The organism is Cellvibrio sp. QJXJ (assembly GCF_024452345.1).
In the GTDB taxonomy this organism is placed as follows: domain Bacteria; phylum Pseudomonadota; class Gammaproteobacteria; order Pseudomonadales; family Cellvibrionaceae; genus Cellvibrio.
Window position 1 is genome coordinate 3,616,378 of the sequence record NZ_CP101662.1, and the last position, 22,540, is coordinate 3,638,917.

At 53.9% G+C, this 22,540-nt stretch carries 20 protein-coding genes; 8 read left to right on the plus strand and 12 right to left on the minus strand.

Annotated elements, in window-relative coordinates; translation table 11 throughout:
* Nucleotides 1–11: 11 nt before the first annotated feature.
* From NNX04_RS15645 to prlC, 3 genes are all read right to left on the minus strand, one after another.
* Nucleotides 12–3,092, minus strand: a complete 3,081-nt coding sequence (locus tag NNX04_RS15645) for a TonB-dependent receptor (RefSeq protein WP_007638664.1) — start codon at nt 3,090–3,092, stop codon at nt 12–14.
* Nucleotides 3,093–3,424: 332 nt separating this feature from the next.
* On the minus strand, nt 3,425–3,679 hold the full coding sequence (locus NNX04_RS15650) for a YheV family putative zinc ribbon protein (RefSeq protein WP_007638662.1): 255 nt from the start codon (nt 3,677–3,679) through the stop codon (nt 3,425–3,427).
* On the minus strand, nt 3,679–5,751 hold the full coding sequence (gene prlC, locus NNX04_RS15655) for an oligopeptidase A (RefSeq protein WP_261946396.1): 2,073 nt from the start codon (nt 5,749–5,751) through the stop codon (nt 3,679–3,681). The genes NNX04_RS15650 and prlC overlap by 1 nt, the downstream gene beginning before the upstream one ends.
* An 82-nt stretch (nt 5,752–5,833) precedes the next feature.
* On the opposite strand from prlC, the gene NNX04_RS15660 reads away from it, so the two are divergent.
* Genes NNX04_RS15660 through NNX04_RS15670 form a run of 3 tightly spaced genes read left to right on the plus strand, consistent with a single transcriptional unit; the run spans nt 5,834 to nt 8,898 of the window.
* Nucleotides 5,834–6,370, plus strand: coding sequence for a gamma carbonic anhydrase family protein (locus tag NNX04_RS15660; protein ID WP_261946397.1), 537 nt, complete (start codon nt 5,834–5,836; stop codon nt 6,368–6,370).
* A 12-nt stretch (nt 6,371–6,382) separates the two neighbouring features.
* Nucleotides 6,383–8,206: a diguanylate cyclase domain-containing protein gene (locus tag NNX04_RS15665; protein WP_261946398.1), complete on the plus strand. Its 1,824-nt coding sequence runs from the start codon at nt 6,383–6,385 to the stop codon at nt 8,204–8,206.
* A gap of 2 nt (nt 8,207–8,208) precedes the next feature.
* Nucleotides 8,209–8,898, plus strand: a complete 690-nt coding sequence (locus NNX04_RS15670; protein ID WP_261946399.1) for a fumarylacetoacetate hydrolase family protein — start codon at nt 8,209–8,211, stop codon at nt 8,896–8,898.
* On the opposite strand, the gene NNX04_RS15675 is transcribed toward NNX04_RS15670, so the two are convergent.
* The 9 genes from NNX04_RS15675 to NNX04_RS15715 all read right to left on the minus strand — a co-directional run bounded on the left by NNX04_RS15675 (nt 8,895) and on the right by NNX04_RS15715 (nt 16,544).
* Nucleotides 8,895–9,587: a pirin family protein gene (locus NNX04_RS15675; protein WP_261946400.1), complete on the minus strand. Its 693-nt coding sequence runs from the start codon at nt 9,585–9,587 to the stop codon at nt 8,895–8,897. The two genes, NNX04_RS15670 and NNX04_RS15675, sit on opposite strands and share 4 nt — an antisense overlap.
* Before the next feature lie 90 nt (nt 9,588–9,677).
* Entirely contained in the window at nt 9,678–10,112 is a 435-nt protein-coding gene (locus NNX04_RS15680) for a DoxX family protein (protein ID WP_261946401.1), read from the minus strand.
* Nucleotides 10,113–10,281: 169 nt separating this feature from the next.
* On the minus strand, nt 10,282–10,704 hold the full coding sequence (locus tag NNX04_RS15685; RefSeq protein WP_261946402.1) for a YqaA family protein: 423 nt from the start codon (nt 10,702–10,704) through the stop codon (nt 10,282–10,284).
* A gap of 24 nt (nt 10,705–10,728) precedes the next feature.
* Nucleotides 10,729–11,658 (minus strand): substrate-binding periplasmic protein, encoded by a 930-nt coding sequence (locus NNX04_RS15690; protein WP_151055579.1) that lies wholly within the window; start codon nt 11,656–11,658, stop codon nt 10,729–10,731.
* A 37-nt stretch (nt 11,659–11,695) separates the two neighbouring features.
* The gene (gene aroE / locus NNX04_RS15695; protein WP_261946403.1) at nt 11,696–12,526 is read right to left on the minus strand and encodes a shikimate dehydrogenase; all 831 of its coding nucleotides are present in this window, start codon (nt 12,524–12,526) and stop codon (nt 11,696–11,698) included.
* A gap of 46 nt (nt 12,527–12,572) precedes the next feature.
* Nucleotides 12,573–13,493 carry an oxygen-dependent coproporphyrinogen oxidase gene (gene hemF, locus NNX04_RS15700; RefSeq protein ID WP_261946404.1) on the minus strand — a complete coding sequence of 307 codons (921 nt, stop codon included), beginning with the start codon at nt 13,491–13,493 and terminating at the stop codon, nt 12,573–12,575.
* 98 nt (nt 13,494–13,591) lie between these two features.
* Entirely contained in the window at nt 13,592–14,161 is a 570-nt protein-coding gene (locus tag NNX04_RS15705; RefSeq protein WP_261946405.1) for a Sua5/YciO/YrdC/YwlC family protein, read from the minus strand.
* Between the two features lie 103 nt (nt 14,162–14,264).
* Nucleotides 14,265–15,452 carry a DNA-processing protein DprA gene (gene dprA, locus NNX04_RS15710; protein WP_007638638.1) on the minus strand — a complete coding sequence of 396 codons (1,188 nt, stop codon included), beginning with the start codon at nt 15,450–15,452 and terminating at the stop codon, nt 14,265–14,267.
* A gap of 54 nt (nt 15,453–15,506) precedes the next feature.
* The gene (locus NNX04_RS15715; protein WP_261946406.1) at nt 15,507–16,544 is read right to left on the minus strand and encodes a LysM peptidoglycan-binding domain-containing protein; all 1,038 of its coding nucleotides are present in this window, start codon (nt 16,542–16,544) and stop codon (nt 15,507–15,509) included.
* 154 nt (nt 16,545–16,698) lie between these two features.
* Between NNX04_RS15715 and def the strand changes: the two genes are divergently transcribed.
* From def to lpdA, 5 genes are all read left to right on the plus strand, one after another.
* Entirely contained in the window at nt 16,699–17,208 is a 510-nt protein-coding gene (def, locus tag NNX04_RS15720) for a peptide deformylase (protein WP_007638636.1), read from the plus strand.
* An 88-nt stretch (nt 17,209–17,296) separates the two neighbouring features.
* Nucleotides 17,297–18,268 (plus strand): methionyl-tRNA formyltransferase, encoded by a 972-nt coding sequence (gene fmt, locus NNX04_RS15725; RefSeq protein WP_261946407.1) that lies wholly within the window; start codon nt 17,297–17,299, stop codon nt 18,266–18,268.
* A complete protein-coding gene (rsmB, locus tag NNX04_RS15730; protein WP_261946408.1) occupies nt 18,262–19,563 on the plus strand; it encodes a 16S rRNA (cytosine(967)-C(5))-methyltransferase RsmB in 1,302 nt (433 codons plus the stop codon). The genes fmt and rsmB overlap by 7 nt, the downstream gene beginning before the upstream one ends.
* Before the next feature lie 82 nt (nt 19,564–19,645).
* On the plus strand, nt 19,646–21,031 hold the full coding sequence (trkA, locus tag NNX04_RS15735) for a Trk system potassium transporter TrkA (protein ID WP_007638633.1): 1,386 nt from the start codon (nt 19,646–19,648) through the stop codon (nt 21,029–21,031).
* A 42-nt stretch (nt 21,032–21,073) separates the two neighbouring features.
* Nucleotides 21,074–22,495 carry a dihydrolipoyl dehydrogenase gene (gene lpdA, locus NNX04_RS15740; protein WP_261946409.1) on the plus strand — a complete coding sequence of 474 codons (1,422 nt, stop codon included), beginning with the start codon at nt 21,074–21,076 and terminating at the stop codon, nt 22,493–22,495.
* Nucleotides 22,496–22,540 lie beyond the last annotated feature (45 nt).

The following is a 22,540-nucleotide window of genomic DNA, read 5'->3' on the forward strand; positions in this document are numbered from 1 at the left end:
CTAAATAAAACTTAGAAGTTGTAGCGCGCACCGAGTTGGTAACGAGCACCCAAATCGTCATAACCCCACATCATATTTTTGTTACGAGCGTGTTCACGACGATCTTCACCAGTGAGATTGATACCCTCGAGTGATACCGACAGATTGTCATTGATGTGATAAGTCACGTTAGCGTCAATTTGTGAGTATGCCTCGATATAACCTGGGTTGTTTGCACCAACACCAGTTCTGTTGAGGAAAGTGTCACGCCAGTTATAGGCAACACGAGCCTCAATGTCATGGTTGTCATAGATGAATACAACGTTTGCGGTATCACTCAAACCAAGCAATGCAAACTGGGTAGACAGATCCAAATTATCGAATTTCACATCACCACGTACGATGGTGTAGTTCGCTTGTAAGCCAAAGCCGGTATCACCAAAGAAATGCTGCGCACCAAACTCGGCACCATAAATCTTGGCTTCACGATTGTTTACAGGCGCGTTGTAATCGAAAACCATCAACGGATCATCAGCATTTGGAGTGATAAACCCATAACCCGCTTGATCGTTGAAATCGTCTCTGAGAGCAGCATTAAAGGCATTAGCACCCTGTGGGTATGCACTTGGGTTGCCTAGAATCTGCATCATTGCATAGATTGAAGCATCGTCAGTCGATTCGTTTATGCTCAACAATGCATTTCTTGCAGCGACAGCTCTGGGGCCTGAGGTTTGATCGAGAATACCAAAGGTACGTTCAGTAATCTCAGTGCCAGTGAAGTTTGCAACACGCTTCTCGAAGAAACCGGCAGAAACGTAACTGGCAGTGTCAAAGTACCACTCAACTGACAAATCGAAGTTAGTGGATTCGAGCGGTTTCAACTGTGGGTTTTGACCGTCTGCTTGAACAGTCGTCCCTTGATTGAGTGTTGAACCGTTAGGGTTGCGATAATTAACAACAGAACCCAGCTGACCCAGACCAGCACGCGCAATGGTCTTGCCAAATGAGAGTCGGGTAACAACATCATCGGTCAGATTCAATGACAAATCCAGGCTCGGCAACAACGCATCATAGCTATTCTTGGCAATAGTCGCGGCGCCAGCTGGCTTGCTCACTGAGTTAAAGTCATTGTCTGATTGCCAAACGAAATAATCGACCGGAGGCGTATCTGATGAGGACGTCTGCTTGGTGGTTTCGTAGCGCAAACCGGCCAATACATTCAGCTCTCTACCAGCTAACTCACCGGTAGTACCAAGCTGGAAGTAAACAGCATCAGTGTCTTCCTCAACCAGGTTGTTGCTTTTGCTGTTGCGGACGATGCCGTAGGGGTTCTGAGTGTCTTCTATACCAATATAAGCTGGACCGGCACCGAGAGGTCTCTCGGGGGTTATCTCAGTGGTGGGATACAATCCTACTAAAACTTCCGCCAGCTCACGTGCATCGGCGCGGAAACCAATAGCTGGTGAATTACCGGTATTTACGTCATCGAATTCACCCGCCACATCGAAAGGTGTAAACAGACCTTCAGGGAACTCGCCGGGAGAAGATGCACCCCAGCCACCGAGGATTTGAGCGTTAGTTCCGTTGTAGCTGATGGTGTTCGAGCTAAGTTCGCTTCTCTCAATACCAAAGTCAAAACGGCTGCCGTCCTCGAACTCCCACTGAGCATCTACTTTAGCCTGTGTAACATCAGATAACTGCTCTACCGAGAAAACGCGCATTACTGAGGAACTGATATCGCGATCAGTCAACGTTCCGCTTGCGCCGAACTCATTGGTGAATGTTGGTACTTTTTTGCCGCTAAAATCCCATGTTGCAGCGGTTTTAACTGGAGCACCCAAACCGACATCCAATTCACCCGAATGACCTGGGCCAGTTGGCAAGCTCTCCGTTGAGGAGTCATGCGCATCTAATTTAAGGGTGAGTTGATCGTTAACTTCCCAAGCCAAGTTCAGACCAAATGATTCCAGGGTATCTTCTTGTGCACGATACTGCTGAGACAAGCCAACATCTCTACCGCTTGAATAGCGCTCGGAAATAAAGCGCGGAGTTTTGATGGTTGAGTCATCAAATTCCACAGTAACCAAGTTACTTGAACCATTCTGCACCCAAGTGGTTACTTCACCGCGTTGCTCGGTCTGGTCATTCTGTGCAAAAGTGTAATCAACAGTAGCTGTGACATTTTCCACAGGGCGATATTGGAAAGTCAGCTGGGCATTGGTGCGCTCGCGCTGACGATCTGAGAAGGTATAGCGAATGTCGTTAGGACGCGAATATAGCTGACCAAATTCAGGCTCATTAACGAAGAGTTCGTTGTCTGCCTGCGCGTTGTAAAGAGTGTTGCTCGCACCGCCTTGCCACTCGGCTACACTCCAGTCATTTACAGTAGCACCGGTATAGCCTGAATCGCGCTCTTGATAGCTGGCGGACAAAGACACGCCAAACACACCATCGTCGTCTACCCAACCAACCAAACCTGACAGCTCAGGGGTAACGTCATCGCCAGTGCGGTTTGTGGTATCCATTACAGCTTTGCCACCCACAGTTGCGGTCAAGCCATCAAGCTCCAACGGACGGGTGGTTTTGATGTTTACGGTCGCACCAATACCACCGGCAGCAGCATTAGCTTTACCGGTTTTATATACTTCTACGCCAGAAACAGATTCTGATGCCAGGTTCGCGAAGTCAAACGCACGAGAGTTACCACCACGAGTAGACGCATCTGCACCTGAACTACCGCCATAGGCGCTACCGCCGGGCATGATTCTTCCATTCAGGGTTACCATGTTACTGTCGGGTCCGAAACCACGCACAGTAATACGTGAACCTTCGCCGTTATTGCGGTCGATAGACACACCGGTGATGCGCTGTAAGGATTCAGCCAGGTTAGTGTCAGGGAACTTACCGATATCTTGCGAACTGATTGCATCAACAACGCCTGATGAATTGCGTTTGATATCCATCGAGCGCTCAAGTGACGCGCGAATACCCGTCACCATTACTTCTTCGAGATTGTCGTCTTGCGCTACTGCGTAGCTACCAAAGCCACCGAGCATGGTGGAGGTGATCGCAGTGGCAATGATTTTTTTGTTAAACCGTGCTTTTGTGTTCATGGAGTACAGCTCCTGGGAATTGTTATCGATTATGAAAGACCGAGGATGTAGTCAGCTTTGGCCTTTCCCGTGCCGACGGGGTTGGCCAGAAGCTCTGGTTGGCAACTCATCCTTTTCTCGTGAATAGCCCTTCTGCAGATGATGAGCCAAGGGTAGCTGGCGACATCAAGTCACTAGAATGGTTGGATACAAGTATCATATGTTCAATATGACAACAAGATAAAATGACGTCAGAAGTTAAGAAAAGTGAGGATCTGTTACGGGAATACCCAGCGTGGAAAATTATGGGAGAAAAAATACGCGCGTGTAAAAAAGAGACACGCGCCAAAAAATTATTTATCAGATTTATCTGCAGGGAATGGCAGGATGTTTACCACTTGTACTTCACTTTTTTCATCATCGGTTTGATTAACCCGCGTCTCTAATTCGCGCGTTGCAAATTTAAAACGCATTTCATCCTTGAAGCCGCAGGCGACACATTCGCGATAGTCTTTACCCTCTTCGCTGTACACCACGAGCTTGTCCATTTCCGAACAGCGCGGGCACACGGCGCCCGCTACAAAACGGCGTTTGCTGCTGTAAGCCATTAGGCTGCCTCCCCTGGAATATTGCTGGGTGTAATGCCCGAGTGACGCAACAGCGCCGCTATTTCGGGTTCACGCCCGCGGAATTGTTTGAACAACTCCATCGGCGCTTTGCTGCCACCTTGCTGCAAAATTTCTTGCAGAAAACTGGCGCCAGTTTGCGCATTAAAAATGCCCTCCTCTTCAAAACGCGAGTAGGCATCGGCCGACAACACTTCAGCCCATTTATAGCTGTAATAGCCCGCCGCATAACCACCGGCAAAAATATGGCTGAAACTATTTTCAAAGCGATTAAACGCCGGCGGTTTGATCACCGCGACTTGATCGCGCACCTGGTTTAACACCTCCTGCGCCGATTGCGGTGCAGCAGGGTTGTATTCGGCGTGCAAGCGGAAATCGAACAGCGAAAATTCGATCTGGCGAATCATTTGCAAACCGGATTGGAAATTTTTGGCGGCGAGCATTTTATCCAGCAAGGCTTGTGGCAGTGGTTCACCACTTTCATAGTGGCCGGAAATGAGTGGAATCGCCTCCGGTTCCCAGCACCAGTTCTCCATAAATTGGCTTGGTAATTCCACCGCGTCCCAGGCCACACCATTAATGCCACTCACTGCGGCGACATCAATCTGGGTAAGCATGTGATGTAAACCGTGGCCGAATTCATGGAACAGGGTGGTGACTTCATCGTGGGTGAGCAGCGACGGTTTGCTGCCGACTGGTGGCGTAAAGTTGCAGGTTAAAAACGCCACCGGCAATTGCACACCGGTTGCGGTTTTGCGCCGCACGCGGCAATCGGCCATCCAGGCGCCGCCGCGTTTTTTGTCGCGCGCAAACATATCCAAATAAAAACTCGCCACTTGTGTGCCATTTTTTTCGATGTGATAAAAACGCACGTCCGGATGATAAGTATCAAATTCGGAAACTTGTTTTACCTCGATGCCAAACAAACGTTTGACGATTTCAAACATACCGGCGATTACTTTTTCCGCCGGAAAATAAGGGCGCAATTCTTCTTGCGATACGGCGTATTTTTCCACGCGCAATTTTTCGCTGTAATAAGTGGTATCCCAGGCCTGTAAATCAGCACAGCCCTGCGCGGCGGCAAAAGCGCGCAACTCGGCGTAATCGCGCTCGGCAAAGGGTTTGGATTTTTGCCCGAGTTCATTTAGAAACTGGATCACCTGTTCAGTGGATTGTGCCATTTTGCTCGCCAGTGAACGCTCCGCATAATTTGCAAATCCGAGCAGTTGCGCCAGTTCGTGGCGCAGCGCCAGAGTCTCGGCAATTAGCGCGCTGTTGTCCCATTCAGCGGCAGAGGAGCCATCGGCTTTTTGGCCAGCAGCGGAGGCGCGGGTGACATAGGCGGTATAAATTTCTTGGCGCAATGCGCGATTGTCCGCATACATAATCACCGCGTAGTAGGACGGAAAATCGAGCGTGATGACATAACCGCTGAGATTTTTTTGCGCTGCAGTTTGTGCCGCTTGTGCGAGTGCGGATTCAGGTAGTCCAGCGAGCGCATCGGCAGTATCAAATTGTTTAAACCAGGCTTGGGTTGCATCCAATACGTTGTTGGAAAATTGCGTGGAGAGTTCCGACAGGCGTTTTTGGATCTCGCCAAAACGTTTTTTATCCGCATCATTTAACGCCACACCACCCAGGCGAAAGTCGCGCAGGGCATTGTTGATTGTCTGCTGCTGTGCCTGAGGCAACAGCGCAAATTCTTTGCTGTCCGCCAGCTGTTGGTAGGCGTTATAGAGTGCTTCGTTTTGGCTGAACTCGGTGGAGTATTCGGTGAGCAGCGCCACGCTCTCGGTATAGGCCGCACGCAGCTCATCGCTATTGGCAACCGAATTTAAATGGCTGACCGGCGCCCAGGCCTGGTCCAATTTATCGCCTTGCTCTTCCAGCGGGGCGACCAAAGTATCCCAACTCGGGTTGGGTAAATCAGCGAGCAATTGCGCCAGTTGCGCGCGCCCTTGCGCAATCAATTCGCTAATCGCCGGGGTGACGTGTTCCGCTTTGATGGCGCTGAAGGGCGGCAAGCGGTGTGAAACTAACAGGGGATTGGTCATGCACTGGCTCCGTGAGGCAAATTCGGGCGGGGTTTGGCGTATCATACACCCATTAAAGACGAGCATTTTCAGGAGCATAACTATGGGCGCAATAAGAAGTTTCCAAGGTCAGCGACCGCAATTGGGCGCACGGGTAATGGTGGATGAAGCGGCCGTGGTGATTGGCGATGTGGTGCTGGGCGACGATTCTTCCGTCTGGCCCTGTGTGGTGATTCGCGGCGATATGCACAAAATCCGCATCGGCCAGCGCACCAGTGTGCAGGATGGCTCGGTGCTGCACATCACCCACGCCAGTGATTACAACCCCGCCGGTCATCCGCTCATCATTGGCGATGATGTGACCGTGGGCCATTCGGTGTGTTTACACGGTTGCACGATTGGCAATCGCGTCCTGATCGGCATAGGTTCGACTATCCTTGATGGAGCGGTAGTGGAAGATGAGGTGGTGATCGGCGCTGGTTCACTGGTGCCGCCGGGCAAACGCCTTGAGTCAGGTTTTATGTATATGGGCACCCCGGTCAAACAGATTCGCCCGTTGAAAGAAACGGAAAAAAGCTTTTTCCTCTACTCTGCCAATAACTACGTAAAGCTCAAAAATACTTATCTCAGCGAAAGCTAATTGCAGGTCTTTATGTCTGGGTTGTTGAAGGCGGCCGCGAGTGGGCTGCTGCTGGTGCTTAGCGCCACCCTCAGCGCGCAGGAGGCGCCGCCGCAAGTTCCGGCGCCTGTACCACTGCAGGTGGTGCAGGATCATCGCTTGGCGCCCTTTGCCTTTCGCGACCAGCAGGGCAATGCCCAGGGTTTGATTATCGATATCTGGCGGTTGATCGCCGCCAAACAACAGGTGCCGCTGCAGGTAGAGCTGATGGATTGGCCGGATACCATCAGCCGCGTACAAAACACGCCGGGGCTTATCCACGGTGGTTTATTGCTATCGCCCGAGCGGCGCAAAACCCTCGCTTTTTCCGCGCCGTTGTTTGAGCTGCGCACAGCGATTTTTATCCACACCAAGAAACTCGCGGGCGCTATTGATATTGGCGACCTGCAAGCTATGCCGCTGGGTGTGGTGGCGGGCGCCTATGAACAAGAGTATTTGCTCAGCCACTACGAGACCCAACCACTGAAGCTTTATCAAAACAGTGAGCTGCTGGTGCAAGCGGCGATTGCAGGCGAAGTGGACGCTTTTGTCGCTGATTATCCGGTGGGCATGTACTACCTGGATCGCTACACCACACCCGATAAATTCCGCGTGCTGACGGTGCTCTACCGGCGCTCGCTCCACGCTGCGGTAGCGCGCGACAACACCGCGCTATTGGCGAAGATCAATACTGCGATTGGCGCTATCAGCGCGGAGGAAATGACCGCACTGCAACAAAAGTGGGTCAATCACAAAGAAGTGCGGGTGTTCAATTGGAGCGCATTGCTGCTGGTGGCGCTAGTGTTGATCGCTCTCACGGCGGCTGGCTTGCTGTTGCAGACCCGCAGCCTCAATCGCAAAGTTAGCCGCCAGCGGGCGCAACTGCGCGAGCACGAACAGCAAATGGCCCTGCTCACTGACAACATGACCGACTGGGTGTGGAAAATAGACGCCCGCAATCGCTATTCCTACCTCAGCCCTTCCGTGCACAAATTGCTGGGCTACCAGCCACAGGAGCTGCTCGGCCAACCTATGGAGGTTGTGCTGCATGCCAGCGAACGGGAGCGTGCGCTCGCCGAATTCCAACATGTCATGCGCAATGCCAAACGCTATGGCACCACCGGTGTGCGCGATTCCGTGGCCCGCTATGGCCTGCAACATAAAAACGGTGAGCTGGTGTGGACTGAAGCGGCGGTCCGTATGTTTTTTAATGCCGAGGGCGAGTTTGCGGGTGCCCAGGGCAGCTCGCGCGATATTCGCGAGCGCAAAGAGGCAGAGGACATTATCCGCCAGAGCGTCTCTACCGATGCCCTGACCCGCCTGCCTAATCGCCGCCAGCTTAATGAGCAGCTGCAAAAGGCTATGGCGGCCTGTGGTCGCCATCACCAGTATGCGGCGCTGGTGTTTATCGATATCGACAACTTCCGCTACATCAACGACAACTATGGCCACGATCAGGGCGATTTGCTGCTGCAGGAAATTGCCCAGCGGCTGTTGACCCATTTGCGCCCGGGCGACAGTTTGGCGCGTTTTGGCGGCGATGAATTTGTGCTGGTGGTGGAGCAGTTGGGGCAGGATGCTGGCACCGCCGAGCGTTTGGCGCAGGAGTTTGGCGAGCAGTTATTGGCATTGTTTACGCGGGATTTTGTGCTGATCAACCAGCGCTGCAAAGTCAGCACCAGTATTGGCATAGCGCTGTTTAATGGCGATGAGCGCAGCGCCAGCACCCTGTTAAAATTTGCCGACAGCGCCATGAATCAGGCCAAAGCGGCCGGGCGCAATCGCTGCGTTATTCACTCCACCCATACCAAGGGATAATTATGTCTACCAGGGTTTATCAGCTGCCGGTATTGCAGGCTAAGGGCGCATCGTTTGGCGTCAATAAAATTATCTGCATTGGCCGCAACTACGCCGAACACGCGCGGGAAATGGGCCACGACCCGGAGCGGGAACCGCCATTTTTCTTTTTCAAACCGCAGAGTGCGCTGGCGCAAAACCATAGGGATTTTATCTACCCGCATTTTTCGCAACAGGTTGAACACGAGCTGGAATTGGTTATTGCGATTGGCAAATCCGGCGCGCAGATTGCGGCTGCCGATGCCGCCGATTATGTATTTGGTGTTGCCGTCGGTTTGGATATGACCTGTCGCGACCGCCAAAAAGAAGCCAAACAACTGGGCCGCCCCTGGGAGCTGGCCAAGGGTTTTGACGGCTCGGCGCCCTGTACGGCCATCTTACCCATCACCTTCAGCGAGCTTTCGCAGTTCGGCGATTTGGTGCTAACGCGCAATGGCAAAGAAGTGCAGCGCGGCAATTGGCGCAGCATGGTGTGGTCGGTGCCGGAATTGATTGTGGAGGTGTCGCGCTATATAAAACTGGATGCCGGCGATTTGATTTTTACCGGCACCCCCGCCGGTGTGGGGCCGGTGCAACCGGGCGACGAACTGGTCGCCCGGCTGGAGGGGTTTCCCGAAGAACTTAGGCTGCGGGTGGTTGCCGCCCAAGCCTAGGGTAAATCAAACACCAGCGCTTCTACCGCCGTGGCTTGCGCCTGCATCAGCAAGTTGTCGATACGGTTAAGTTTGGCGCCGTCGCCAGCGCTCACCAATTCGCCTTCAATCAACAGCTCGCCTTTAATCACATGCACATAGTAGTTGCGCTGGCGCAGCGCGGGTAATTGCGCCGCGCCCTTTGCGTCCAGCCGCAATTGATACACCCGGGCATCCTGTTTGATCACCAAACTGCCCGCTTCACCGTCCGGGCTGACCGCCAGGGTTAAACCGGGCGTGCTGCCAAATGCCTTTTGCTGGTAGCCGGGCGCTTCGCCGTGCACATTGGGTTCAATCCAGATCTGCAAAAAGTGCAGGGGTTTGCTGTCTGACGGATTAAATTCGCTGTGGCGAATTCCGCTGCCCGCCGACATCAACTGGAATTCACCGGGCGGTAGCGTGGCGACGTTGCCCTCGCTGTCTTTGTGGGCGATTTCACCCTCCAATACATAACTGATGATTTCCATGTCGCGGTGACCGTGAGTCGCAAAACCGGCACCGGGCGTGACGCGGTCGTCGTTGATGACGCGCAGGGTGGAAAACCCCATATGGCGCTCATCGTAATAACTGCCGAATGAAAACGTGTGTTTGCTATCCAGCCAGCCGAAGTTGGCACCACCGCGTTCATGGCTGCGTCGAATACTGATCATAGGTCACCTCATTTTTCTTGCAGCGCCCCCATTGACGCTGCGGGTTTCTTGCAGTTTCTTACAGAAATACTGTTGTAGCGATTATTGCGCTCAGTGTTTAGCGAGCAGGCGGTCAATACTGGCGCGGCCGCCGCCGGAAATCAGCAGCGAAACTGCACCGGCCAGGAGTGCCAAGCCAAATTCGTAGCCGTTGTTACTCATAAATAGACCGTTGCTGAAGTGCACGGTAAAAATGGCCACCAGCATGGTCACCGCTAATACCAGCGCGGCAGGGCGAGTGAGCAGACCCAAAATCAGCGCCAGACCGCCAAAAAACTCCGCCGAACCAGACAGTGCGGCCATCAACACACCGGGGCCCAGGCCGATGGATTCCATCCACTGGCCGGTGCCTTGCAGGCCGTAGCCACCAAACCAGCCAAACAGTTTTTGCGCACCGTGGGCGGCAAAAATAATGCCCAGTGGCAAGCGCAGTGCTAGCGCGGAAAACGAGTTATTGGTAGCGAGAATTTTGTTGATTGCAGTCATGGTGAACTCCGGGTAATTGGCTAAAGAACATTAAGGGGGTGAGGTGCTGCAGAAGTTCTGTCATCGCCTCAGTTGCAACCAGAATAAGGTCTAATAATTAGATTAAAAATAGCTAAAAATTGCTTATTATGATCTAATTTTTAGATTGTTTTGGTGTGGTCAACTCTGGTTAGAGCAGTTGCAGGCTCAGCCAGATCACCAAGGTATAGCGCAGCGCTTTACCGACGGCCACCAGTGCAACAAACAAGGGGAATTGCACCCGCATCACGCCGGCCAGCAAAGTGAGCGGATCACCGACTATGGGCAGCCAGGCAAATAGCAGGGAGTAAATGCCGTAGCGTTGAAACTGCTGCTGGGCGCGCTGCAGCTGTGCAGGGGAAATCGGAAACCATTTTTTGTGTTGGAAATGCAAGCACTGTCGCCCCAGATACCAATTGATGCAGGAGCCCAGTGTATTGCCGAGTGTGGCGACCAGCCCGAGCAACAGTGGTGAGTAGCCCTGATGCAACAGTGACACCAGCAGCGCTTCGGAGGAGAGGGGAAAAAATGTCGCGGCGATCAGGGCGGTAAAAAATAAGCTGGCATATACCATGACAGTACCGCAGTCATTAAAGAATTAAGGATTGGTTTTATTGGTAATCTGCAATATAAGGCGCTGCGGATCGCGCAACATTTCATAGCCGTATTTGAAGTTGGGCATGCTGAAAAATAATTCATCAAACGAGCCATCTGCTTGCGCCAGGCGCAGCCCGCGCTCAATGCGGTCGGCGAGTGCGTGATTATCTTTATTGACAAAAAAACAGTAGCTCACCGGGCGATCATACTTGAGCAGCAAACGAGGTTCCTGCATCAATCCCAGTGAAGCAAAGGCAATTAAATCACTTTCAATTTCATGCAGCCCGCGCGAAAAAAAATCAAATCTGTGTTTGGCGAGCATTTTAAACAGGCCGCCATAATTGGCACCGTACACCAGCGTAAAACCGTTGTCTTTCATAATGATGCCATCGGTCCAATAGGGACCGGTGCCCGTTTTAAAGCGCCGTAGCTGCGCGAGGCTTGTTACTTTGGAAAATTGTGCTTGTTTGTCTTTGTGAATTAACAGGGCGCGATAGTTGTTCAGATTTTTTAATAAATCCACCTCGACAACACGCAATTTTTCCGCTCGCTCGCGGGTGACCGATGCCCACATAGCGTCAATGCCCACGCCCGCCATCAACATCGTTCGGTCGCGCTCTATGCCACCGCTGTGTTGGTGAAAACCCAATTCAAAATCGCCATCGCTCGCGCGGGTTTTTTCCAGTGCCAAGCGCAACAGGTTTACGTAGTAAAAATAGGGTTCATGGGGCGCGGCTTTACCGCTGCCGGGCACTACCACTTTCAGCGGAGTTGTGCGGGCTTGGTTATGCCCTTCGGTTTTTGGCTCCGCGTGCGCTGCTTGAGTGAAGAAAAAAATTGCGCTCAATAGCAGCGACACACACAACTGTGCACTCTGCGGCACAGGCAGGAAAACCCAGCGGTGTGTGCATAGGCGATTGATCTTTCGCATAACACTCTGGGCTCCCGCTGTTGTTTGCTGCATTGATTTATTTTTTCTCTGCCAACTGGCGGCGCATCGCCGTAATTACCGGTACAACTTCCGGGCGAATTTGTCGCCACAAATAAAAGGCTTCTGCGGCTTGGCCGATCAGCATGCCCAAACCATCGGCAATTTGCACCGCACCGTGGGTTTTGGCCCAGGTTAAAAAAATAGTTGGCTCGGCGCCGTACATCATGTCGTAACAACAAGCGTTGGCAGCGAGCAGGTCATCTGGTAATGGCGGCAATTCACCTTGCATACTGGCGGAGGTGCCGTTAATTACAATATCAAAGTGATCACCGTGTAATTGCGCGAAACTTTTTGCGCAAATGTCACCCAGGTCGAGGAAATTTTTTGCCAGCGTTTCGGCTTTTTCCACTGTGCGATTAGCAATGACTACTTGCGCCGGTTTTTCTTCCAGCAGCGGCTGCAAAATACCGCGCACGGCACCGCCCGCCCCGAGAATTAATACACGTTTGCCTTCCAGTTCCCAGCCGAGGTTGTGCATATCGTGAATCATGCCAATGCCGTCGGTATTATCGCCAAGAATAGTGCCATCGCTCAGACGCGCTAGCGTATTTACAGCGCCGGCACGCTCCGCGCGCGCGGTACGTTTTTGCGCAAAGGCAAAGGCATTTAATTTGAAGGGCACCGTTATGTTTAAACCTCTGCCGCCCTGCGCAAAAAATTCTTGCGCCGCGCTTTCAAATTCGCCTTCGTTGACAAGTTGTTTGTTGTAGTGCATATCCTGCCCGGTTTGTTCGGCAAACTGGCGATGGATATTCGGTGACTTGCTGTGATTAATCGGGTTGCCGAATACGGCGTATAAATCGGTCATGAGTTATCCACTAAATAGTCGCAATGTAATTGACGGTAAATTATTTTTATTTCAACCAATCGCGGTGAGGGAGAAATTTTTCATAAAGTTCAGCTTCAGCACTGCCCGCTTCCGGTTGCCAGTTATATTCCCAGCGCACCAGCGGTGGCAGTGACATTAAAATCGATTCGGTGCGTCCACCGGTTTGCAAACCAAACAGGGTGCCGCGGTCGTACACCAAATTAAATTCCACATAGCGGCCACGGCGATAGAGTTGGAAATCGCGCTCGCGTTCCGTAAATGGCTGATCTTTACGCGCATTAACAATCGGCTGGTAGGCGGGCACATAACTATCGCCGACCGCGCGCATCAGCGCAAAACTTTGCGCAAAATTTTCGGCGTTGTAGTCATCAAAAAATAAACCGCCCACACCGCGCGCTTCGCCGCGATGCTTCAAAAAGAAGTAGTCATCGCACCAACTTTTAAATTTTGGGTAGAGATGTTCGCCGAGCGGATCGCATGCGTTTTTGGCGGTCTGGTGCCAGTGCACTACGTCGGCCTCGTTGCCGTAATAGGGGGTCAAGTCGTAACCACCGCCAAACCACCATACCGGTTCCGCGCCCTCTTTTTCGGCGATAAAAAAGCGCACATTGGCGTGACTGGTAGGCACATAGGGGTTGTGAGGGTGAATCACGAGCGATACGCCCATGGCTTCAAATGCTCGGCCCGCCAATTCGGGGCGGTGTGCCGTCGCCGAGGCAGGCATTTGCGTGCCGTAAACATGGGAGAAGTTCACTCCGCCCTTTTCAATTACCTTGCCGTTGGTAAGCACACGCGAGCGGCCGCCACCGCCCTCGGCGCGGGTCCAGGCGTCTTCAATAAAATCCGCGCCACCATCTTCGGCGGCGAGTGCGGTACAAATGCGGTCTTGCAGATCAAGTAGATAGGCTTTTACCGCGGCCTTATCTGGCCCATGGGAATTGCTCATAGGGGATCCTTGCGAATTGAGTGTCTAGTATAGGCGAGCCTAAAAAGGTCGCCATTCTACGCGGAGCAGTTGCAAAGGGGGGAAATCGCTTACAAAAGCTAACTGGGGCGAACAATATTACCGGTCAATAAATCGCGAATCTCGGAGGGATTTTTGCGTTTGCCAACAGCGCCAGCGGTGATTGCGGCTAATTGGTTGCCAAAGTAGCGGCGCACCTGGTGAATGTCCCGTGCCGGCTCGCGGCCTTGCGGGTTGCAGGAGGTGGAGACTATCGGCCCGCCAAAGGCGCGCGACAGGCCAGCGGCAACCGGGTGGTCGGTGACACGCAGGGCGACACTGGTAAAGTTGCCGCTGATCCAGTAGGGAATCAACCCATTCGCAGGTACTAGCCAGGTGATCGGGCCTGGCCAGCTATTTTTTAGGCGCTGGCGCTGCAGGTCGTCCAAATGATCGAGAAACGGGGCAAACATCTGGAAGCTTGCCGCGACCAGGATCAGCCCTTTTTGCACGGGGCGTTCTTTGAGCGCGAGTAATTCCGTCACCGCCAATTCATCGAACGGATTGCAGCCCAAACCCCATACGGCTTCTGTCGGGTAGGCGACTACACCGCCAAAGCGCATTTGACGGGCGGCGTATTGAACGCGGGGATGAATTGACCAATCGAGCATAAGTATTACCTGTGGGCTGACTAAAAACGGGCTGCGGGTGCAGTCTGGCGCGAATCTACCCCAGCCATCGCCCAAGCTCAACCCGCAGGCAGGTTATAGCGATTCAACAGCGCTGGTAAGACGCGCCAACCTGTTGCACCAAACCTTTGATTTCAAGGCCAATCAGCGCCGCCGACAAGCCGCCCACGTCCTGCCCTATACGCTCGGCAAGCAGATCCAGCGGCAGCGGATCGTAACCCAAGGCGTGCAGCAATTGCTGTTCTTGCTCGCTGAGTGAGGGCGATTCCGTCGGGGTATTTTTTTCATTCGATGGGGACTTGGTGTTGCGGGTGGGTGGAGCGGCGAAAAGCTCTTCCTGCTGCAGGTTATCGCGCAGCTCCTGACGCTTGTAGCTGATTAAACCGGAAAGTTGATCGACTATGTCTTGCGCGGTTTCCACCAAGGTTGCGCCCTGGCGGATGAGTTGATGACAGCCCCGCGCCAGCGGGTTGTGGATGGAGCCGGGAATCGCAAACACCTCACGGTTGTGTTGCAGTGCGTAAGACGCGGTGATTAATGAGCCGCTTTGCACCGCCGCCTCAACCACCAAGGTGCCGCCACTGAGGCCACTGATAATACGGTTGCGCTGGGGAAAATGACTGGCGTGGGATGAAGTACCCAGCGGGAATTCGCTGACCAGCGCACCACCGCCATCGACAATCGCCTGTGCTAATTGATGGTGGCGCGATGGATAAACCCGGTCTATGCCGGTGCCCATCACCGCAATGGTAATACCACCTGCTGATAGTGCACCGCGATGAGCAGCGGCATCTATACCCAAAGCCAAACCGCTGGTGATCGCCAAGCCGCAACCGGCCAGATACGCCGCAAAGCGCTCAGCATTTTCATTGCCGCCCCCGCTTGGGCTGCGGCTGCCCACTATCGCCAGCTGCGGCAAACTCAGGCAATCCGGGTTGCCGCGCACAAACAGCAGTGGCGGCGGTTTGGGGATTTCACGCAACAGGCGCGGGTAGCGCGGGTCATCAAATAGTAGGCAATGCAGTGAAGGTTGTTGCTCCAGATAAATCATATCTGCCGCCAACAGGCGGGCTAAATGACTCTGCTGCGGGTTGGCCTGAAAGTCGGCAAGTGCCTCAATGGCCAGCGGCTTGAGGTAGGGCGCGAGGCTGCGAGCAGGAAGGCTCAGTAGTTCCTGAGGGCTGGTAAATTGCTCCATTAACTGCCAGTAGCTGGCGGTTCCGGTATCGGGTAGGCGTAAAAGGAGTAAATGGGCGGCGAGAGGGGAAAGCATTACATCATCCTTGAGCTATGCTGCCCACTGGGGGGCAGCTCTATATATTACAGATTAGGGGTTGCGCACTTTATCCCTGACAGACAGTGGGCGGTCAGATTCCAATACCAATGCAAAACTCATTTTTTCAAAGGTGCGGAATACCATCAGCAAGCCGGCACGTTCATCGGGCAATGTAACTTTGCCGCCGCGCACCCGGTCACTCACTACTTCGCCCGCTTTAAAAATGGCCATTACATTGCCAATTTGCAAGCCTTCGCGCTCACCCTTGTTGATCATAACCACGTTGAACTTGCCCACTTGGGTTACACCGCCTTCAACGGCAATAATTTGGGCTTCAATTTCTGAGTCGGGCGCGCTCGGAAAGAAAATAGAGTCGACTGAGCGGTCTTCGCTAGGCAACAGGTTGTCGCCGGGGCGAACTTCTTCGTAGGTGCGCACTACATCCAGCGTCGCTATATCGCCGGTCATTTTATTGACTGCTACTGTGCCTATACCTTGGGCATAAACACCTAGGACTTCTTTGGTGACTGGATCTTTGAAGAGCTGGCCTTTGCGATATACACCGTAATTGGTGTAGTTGGCATCGAATTGGCCGCGTGCGTAGGCGCGATCACCGGCACCTACAATCAGGTGTTGTTGCTGACCTGCGAGCATATAAGGTGAGGCTTCCAGCACGCCGGGCTCAACAATTCGGCTGCGCGAGAGGAAGGCATCAATCTTATCGAGTGGAATAGCGCTGATGGCTTCATCCATCTGCTGAACGCGGATGCTGGGGCTCAATTTGGTTGCGCCGCCGGGAACCATTTTCATAGTGCGTTCCAGCGTCAAACGCGGTTGGCCATCCAGGTAAATCAACTTGATCAGGTCACCCGGGAAAATCAGGTGGGGGTTTTCAATCTGTGGATTAACGTGCCAAATCTCGGGCCACATCCAGGGACTGTTCAAAAAGGTGCCGGAAATATCCCAGAGGGTATCGCCTTTTTTGACCGTGTATTCGTCGGGGTGACCAGTCTTAAGCAGGGCGTCATCAGCCCAGGAGAAGAAGCTGATCAAAGAGGCGGCCGCAACGGCCAGTAATATTTTTTTCATAGAAACCGATCCTGTTTTATTCGGTCCTGAGGCAGATAGACGTATAATAATAAGTTAAAGTCCATGCTGTTTCCGTGTGCACCGCATAAATCCTGTGCGATCATCATGTTAGCAGCGGTTATTACCTTTTTACTAGAAGTTTGTCACAAACACTATGGCCTTGTTACCTATCCTTGAATTTCCCGACCCACGGCTGCGCACTGTCGCCAAACCCGTCACAGAAGTGGATGATAAAATCCGTCAATTGGTCGACGATATGTTCGAAACCATGTACGACGCGCCCGGCATTGGTCTTGCTGCATCGCAGGTGAATGTGCACAAGCGTGTTGTGGTTATAGACGTGAGTGAAGACAAATCCCAGCCGCTGGTATTTATCAACCCCGAGATTGAGGTGCTTGATCCGGAGTTGAGTGAATACGACGAGGGTTGTTTGTCGGTGCCCGGTTTCTATGAAACTGTGGTGCGCCCCAATCATATCCGTGTCAAGGCGCTGGATCGCGACGGCAAACCTTTTGAGATAACCCCTGAGGGGCTGCTTGCAGTCTGTATCCAGCACGAGCTGGATCACCTCAATGGTAAGCTGTTTGTGGATCACATCTCGCCCTTCAAGCGCACCCGCATCCGCGCCAAGCTGGAGAAAAAACACAAGGCTGAGGCGCGCTAAGCGTGCGCAGCAGATAAAGGCGCTACGGGCGCCTTTTTTATTTTCTATCGTTATCGATTTAAACGCTTTGTAATTCGACAGGTTATTCATGAGCCAAGGTTTACGCATTATCTTCGCAGGCACGCCCGAGTTTGCCGCCGAGCATTTAAAAGCCCTGCTGGGCAGTCGCCATCAGGTGATTGCGGTCTATTCCCAGCCGGATCGCCCGGCCGGGCGCGGCAAAAAACTCAGCGCTAGCCCGGTGAAGGAAGTTGCACTCGCACACAATATTCCCGTCTACCAACCGCTCAATTTTAAAAGCCCCGAGGCGGTTGAAGCGCTGGCCGCGCTGAATGCCGATTTGATGGTGGTAGTTGCCTACGGATTAATCCTGCCCCAGGCGGTGCTCGCTGCTCCGCGCCTCGGCTGTATTAATGTGCACGCTTCGATCCTGCCACGCTGGCGCGGCGCTGCGCCCATCCAGCGGGCCATCGAAGCGGGTGATACGCAAACCGGCGTGACCATTATGCAAATGGATGTGGGGCTGGATACAGGCGATATGCTGATTAAGGCTTATTGTCCAATTTTGGCTGAAGATACCGGCGGCAGCCTGCACGATAGGCTCATCACCCTTGGTGCCCCGGCGCTTATTGAGGCGCTCGATTTGATTGAGTCCGGAGCCATTAAGCCGGAAAAACAGGACGACAGTTTGAGCAACTACGCGCCCAAACTCAGCAAAGAGGAGGCGGCGCTCAACTGGCAATTGTCCGCCGTTGAGCTTGCGCGCAAGGTGCGCGCCTTTAATCCCTTCCCCGTGGCGCACACCAAACCCGCAGGTGCGGGCGACGATCAACGTATGCGTGTTTGGGCCGCTAAAGCGTCCAATACTAACGCCAATGCCGCACCCGGCAGCATCACCCAGATCAACCCCGAAGGATTATGGATCGCCTGTAAGGAGGGGCAACTTGTGCTCGAAATGCTGCAATTGCCGGGGAAGAAAGCCATGAGTGTCGGTGAGATACTGCGCGGCCATCCCGATTTGTTTAGCCTTGGCCAACAATTGGAGCAGCCAGCATGTTAAGTGTGCGCGCTGCGGCGGCGCAGGTAATTGCCCAGATACTGCAGGCCAAAGGTTCACTTTCCAGCCTGTTACCCGCCATTTCCACAAAAATACCCGACAATGACCGCGCATTGCTGCAAGAACTGTGTTTTGGCACCTGCCGATTTTATCCGCAACTGCAGGCCTATACCGAATGCCTGCTGGACAAACCCCTGCGCGCCAAAGACAGTGATGTGCAGGCTCTGTTGCTGCTCGGCCTCTACCAACTGCTGCACACACGCATCCCCGACCACGCCGCGATTGGTGAAACGGTGGAAGTCACACGCCATATCAAAAAGCCCTGGGCAACCAACCTGGTCAATGGCGTGTTGCGCAGCTTCCAGCGCGATAGCGGCAGGATTAATGAATTTCTTGCTGAAAATCGCGCTTTTCAAAGCAATCACCCAGCCTGGATGGAGGCTATGCTGAGCAAATGTTGGTCCGCGCAATTCGCGCAGTTGATCGCCGCCAACAACCAGCACCCGCCCTTTAGCCTGCGTTTAAATACCCGCAAAATCAGTCGCGACCACTATCTGCAACTATTAAGCGATGCCGATATCGGCGCCAAACCCACCCAGTACAGCCCCTACGGCATCACCCTGGAGCAGGCCTGCGACCCACGCAAACTGCCATACTTTGCTGAAGGTTGGTTGAGTGTGCAGGACGAAGCCGCACAATTGAGCGGCGATTTGCTTGAATTGTCGCCCAATTTGCGGGTGTTGGATGCCTGCAGTGCTCCTGGTGGCAAAACCGGGCACTTGCTGGAGCTGGAGCCGAGCCTGCACCTAACCGCCCTTGATGCCGACGAACGGCGCCTGACTCGCGTGCGCGAAAATCTGGCGCGCCTGGGAGTGAGCGCCGAGGTTGTCTGCGGCGATGGCACCACACCTAATGATTGGTGGGATGGCGAACTTTTCGATCGCATCCTGCTCGACGCCCCCTGCTCCGCCACCGGTATTGTGCGCCGCCACCCCGACATCAAAGTGCTGCGCACCCCGGAGGAGCTGGATAAACTCGGGGAACTGCAGGCCCAGCTGCTGAAAAGCCTCTGGTCACTGCTCAAACCGGGCGGCATTTTGCTCTACGCCACCTGTTCGGTGATGCCCAAGGAAAATACCCGTGTGATTGAAGCATTTATTGCGCGCCAACAAGACGCAATCTGCGACGAGCTGATGGTCGAGTGGGGGCTAAGCCAGCCCTGCGGCAGGCAACTACTGCCGCAACTGGATGGTCACGATGGTTTTTACTACGCGCGCCTGCGCAAGGCAGATAAATAACTAGATACCCTAGGCGCTCGCGGCAAAAGTGCGCAGCGAAGGCTAGACTTGGCGACAAATTGAGGCAGGTAACAGGCACTTTATGAAAATTATTATTCTTGGCGCCGGGCAAGTTGGCGGCAGTTTGGCGGAACACCTGGCGAGCGAAGCCAACGACATCACCGTGGTGGATACCGACGAGGCGCGACTGCGCGAACTGCGTGATCGGCTCGATATCAGCGTGATCACCGGCGAAGCCTCGCACCCCGACATACTCGAACAGGCGGGGTTGGGTGATGCCGATATGCTGGTGGCCGTAACCAGTGACGACGAAATCAATATGATCGCCTGTACGGTTGCCGAACACCTGTTCCACACGCCCACCAAGATTGCGCGGGTGCGCGCTACCTCCTACCTCACCCAGCAAAAGCTGTTTGATTCGGGCGCCATTCCCATCGATGTATTGATCAGCCCCGAGCAGTTGGTATCCGAGTATATTTTCCGCCTGATTGAGCAGCCCGGCGCCCTGCAGGTGCTCGACTTTGCCGAGGGCAAGGTGCAATTGGTGGCGGTTAAGGCTTATCACGGCGGGCCTTTGGTCGGACAAGAGCTGCGCTTTTTGCGCGAGCATATGCCCTCGGTGGATACCCGGGTTGCCGCCATTTACCGGCGCAATCGCGCCATAATGCCCACCGGTACCACGGTGATCGAAGCCGATGACGAAGTGTTTTTTATCGCCGCCAAAGCCGATATTCGCGCAGTGATGAGCGAATTGCGCCGCCTTGAACTGGCCTATAAGCGCATCACTATTGCGGGCGGCGGCAATATTGGCCTGCGCCTCGCCAGAATGCTCGAAGGCCGCTACAACGTACGGGTTATCGAGTACAACAAAATGCGCTGCATCCGTCTCTCGGAACAGCTGGAGCGGGCGATTGTGATTCAGGGCAGCGCCTCGGACAAAGACCTGCTAATGGAGGAGAGCATCGAAGATACCGATGTATTCCTCGCACTCACCAACGACGATGAAGCCAACATCATGTCCTCCATGCTCGCCAAACGCCTTGGCGCACGCAAGGTGATGACACTGATCAATAACCCCGCCTATGTGGATGTGGTACAAGGTGGAGATATCGACATTGCCATCTCGCCGCAAACCACCACTATCGGCAGCCTGCTCACCCACGTGCGCCGCGGCGATATAGTGAACGTTCACTCACTGCGCCGCGGGGCGGCTGAGGCGATTGAAATTATCGCCCACGGCGACGCCAAGTCATCCAAGGTGGTCGGCAAGGCGCTGGAAGATATAGATCTGCCCGAAGGTGCCAACATAGGTGCGATTGTGCGCCAAGGGCCGGACGGCGACGAAGTGGTTATCGCCCACGACGATGTGGTGGTGCAATCCGGCGACCACGTCATAGTGTTTCTGTTGCAAAAGAAACATATTCGCGATGTAGAAAAACTCTTTCAGGTGGGTTTCAGTTTCTTTTAAGCTCACCCTCTTACCTATTTCCCTCGTCCAAAGGAGCAGCACATGACCGTCATTAAAACCCAACTCGTTGTACTCGGCAGCGGCCCCGGCGGTTATTCCGCCGCCTTCCGCGCCGCTGACCTCGGCCTGGAAGTCACCCTGGTCGAGCGCTATTCCAGTCTCGGCGGGGTGTGTTTGAATGTCGGTTGTATTCCCTCCAAGGCACTGCTGCATGTCGCTGAGGTGATGAACGAATCGCGCCATGTCAGCAATCTCGGCCTGACCATGGGTCCGGTAAGTTATGACCTGGACAAGGTGCGCGCCTATAAGGATTCGGTGGTCAGCAAGCTGGTGTCCGGGGTGGGTGCCATGGCCAAAGGCCGCAAGGTGCGGGTGGTAGAAGGTTATGGCAGTTTTACCGGCGCCAATCAATTACAAGTGGTCAAGGGCGATGAAACTACCCTGATCGACTTCGATCACGCCATTATCGCCGCCGGTTCGCGCAGCGTAAAACTGCCCTTTATCCCCGAAGATCCCCGCATTTTTGACTCAACTGGGGCCCTCGAGCTGCGTTCGGTACCGCCGCGCCTGCTGGTGATTGGCGGTGGCATTATCGGTTTGGAAATGGCCACTGTATACGAAGCCCTAGGCAGTAAAGTGACGGTCGTAGAGTTTGCCGACCAACTGGTGCCCGCCGCCGACAAAGACCTGATTGCGGTCTATAACAAATACACCAGCGGCAAATTTGAAGTGCTGCTGTCCACCAAAGTGGAAGCTGTAACCGCTAAGCCTGAGGCGATTGAAGTAGCCTTTAGCGGCGCCAATGCCCCCGCCGAACCCCGTCAGTTTGACGGCGTATTGGTCGCCGTCGGCCGGGTGCCTAACGGTAAATTGATCGGCGCGGAAAAAGCCGGGGTTAATGTGGATGAGCGCGGGTTTATCGCCGTCAACCAATACCTGCAAACCAATGTGCCGCACATTTATGCGATTGGTGACATCATCGGCCAACCCATGCTTGCGCACAAAGCCACCCACGAAGGCCATGCCGCCGCCGAAGGTGTTGCCGGTCATCCACACGCCTTTGACCCTATGGCGATCCCCTCCATCGCCTATACCAACCCGGAAATCGCCTGGGTCGGCCTGACCGAAAAAGAAGCCAAACAACAGGGGCTGGATTACAAAACTGCCATTTTCCCCTGGAGCGCCAGCGGCCGCGCCATAGCCGCCGACCGCAGCGAAGGCAAAACCAAACTGATTTATGACGCCAAAACCGATCGCCTGCTGGGTGCCGGTTTGGTGGGTGTGCACGCCGGTGAACTGTTGGGTGAACTGACCCTGGCGCTGGAATTTGGCGCGAGCGTAGAGGATATAGCCCTGACCATCCATGCTCATCCAACCCTGCACGAATCGGTGGGTCTGGCGGCAGAACTGGGCGCGGGCACGATTACGGATTTGCCTAATCCCAAGGCGACACTGAAAAAGTAAATCGGTTGTCTGAGCAACAAAAAGGCCGATCAGAGCAATCTGATC

Coding starts and splice junctions, on each gene's coding strand:
- NNX04_RS15680 (WP_261946401.1), bottom strand. CDS start 10,112: ATGACTGCAATCAACAAAATTCTCGCTACCAATAACTCGTTTTCCGCG.
- NNX04_RS15705 (WP_261946405.1), bottom strand. CDS start 14,161: ATGCTCGATTGGTCAATTCATCCCCGCGTTCAATACGCCGCCCGTCAA.
- trkA (WP_007638633.1), top strand. CDS start 19,646: ATGAAAATTATTATTCTTGGCGCCGGGCAAGTTGGCGGCAGTTTGGCG.
- aroE (WP_261946403.1), bottom strand. CDS start 12,526: ATGACCGATTTATACGCCGTATTCGGCAACCCGATTAATCACAGCAAG.
- dprA (WP_007638638.1), bottom strand. CDS start 15,452: ATGCTTTCCCCTCTCGCCGCCCATTTACTCCTTTTACGCCTACCCGAT.
- fmt (WP_261946407.1), top strand. CDS start 17,297: ATGAGCCAAGGTTTACGCATTATCTTCGCAGGCACGCCCGAGTTTGCC.
- NNX04_RS15670 (WP_261946399.1), top strand. CDS start 8,209: ATGTCTACCAGGGTTTATCAGCTGCCGGTATTGCAGGCTAAGGGCGCA.
- NNX04_RS15650 (WP_007638662.1), bottom strand. CDS start 3,679: ATGGCTTACAGCAGCAAACGCCGTTTTGTAGCGGGCGCCGTGTGCCCG.
- lpdA (WP_261946409.1), top strand. CDS start 21,074: ATGACCGTCATTAAAACCCAACTCGTTGTACTCGGCAGCGGCCCCGGC.
- NNX04_RS15715 (WP_261946406.1), bottom strand. CDS start 16,544: ATGAAAAAAATATTACTGGCCGTTGCGGCCGCCTCTTTGATCAGCTTC.
- rsmB (WP_261946408.1), top strand. CDS start 18,262: ATGTTAAGTGTGCGCGCTGCGGCGGCGCAGGTAATTGCCCAGATACTG.
- NNX04_RS15675 (WP_261946400.1), bottom strand. CDS start 9,587: ATGATCAGTATTCGACGCAGCCATGAACGCGGTGGTGCCAACTTCGGC.
- NNX04_RS15690 (WP_151055579.1), bottom strand. CDS start 11,658: ATGCGAAAGATCAATCGCCTATGCACACACCGCTGGGTTTTCCTGCCT.
- NNX04_RS15685 (WP_261946402.1), bottom strand. CDS start 10,704: ATGGTATATGCCAGCTTATTTTTTACCGCCCTGATCGCCGCGACATTT.
- NNX04_RS15665 (WP_261946398.1), top strand. CDS start 6,383: ATGTCTGGGTTGTTGAAGGCGGCCGCGAGTGGGCTGCTGCTGGTGCTT.
- NNX04_RS15645 (WP_007638664.1), bottom strand. CDS start 3,092: ATGAACACAAAAGCACGGTTTAACAAAAAAATCATTGCCACTGCGATC.
- hemF (WP_261946404.1), bottom strand. CDS start 13,493: ATGAGCAATTCCCATGGGCCAGATAAGGCCGCGGTAAAAGCCTATCTA.
- prlC (WP_261946396.1), bottom strand. CDS start 5,751: ATGACCAATCCCCTGTTAGTTTCACACCGCTTGCCGCCCTTCAGCGCC.
- NNX04_RS15660 (WP_261946397.1), top strand. CDS start 5,834: ATGGGCGCAATAAGAAGTTTCCAAGGTCAGCGACCGCAATTGGGCGCA.
- def (WP_007638636.1), top strand. CDS start 16,699: ATGGCCTTGTTACCTATCCTTGAATTTCCCGACCCACGGCTGCGCACT.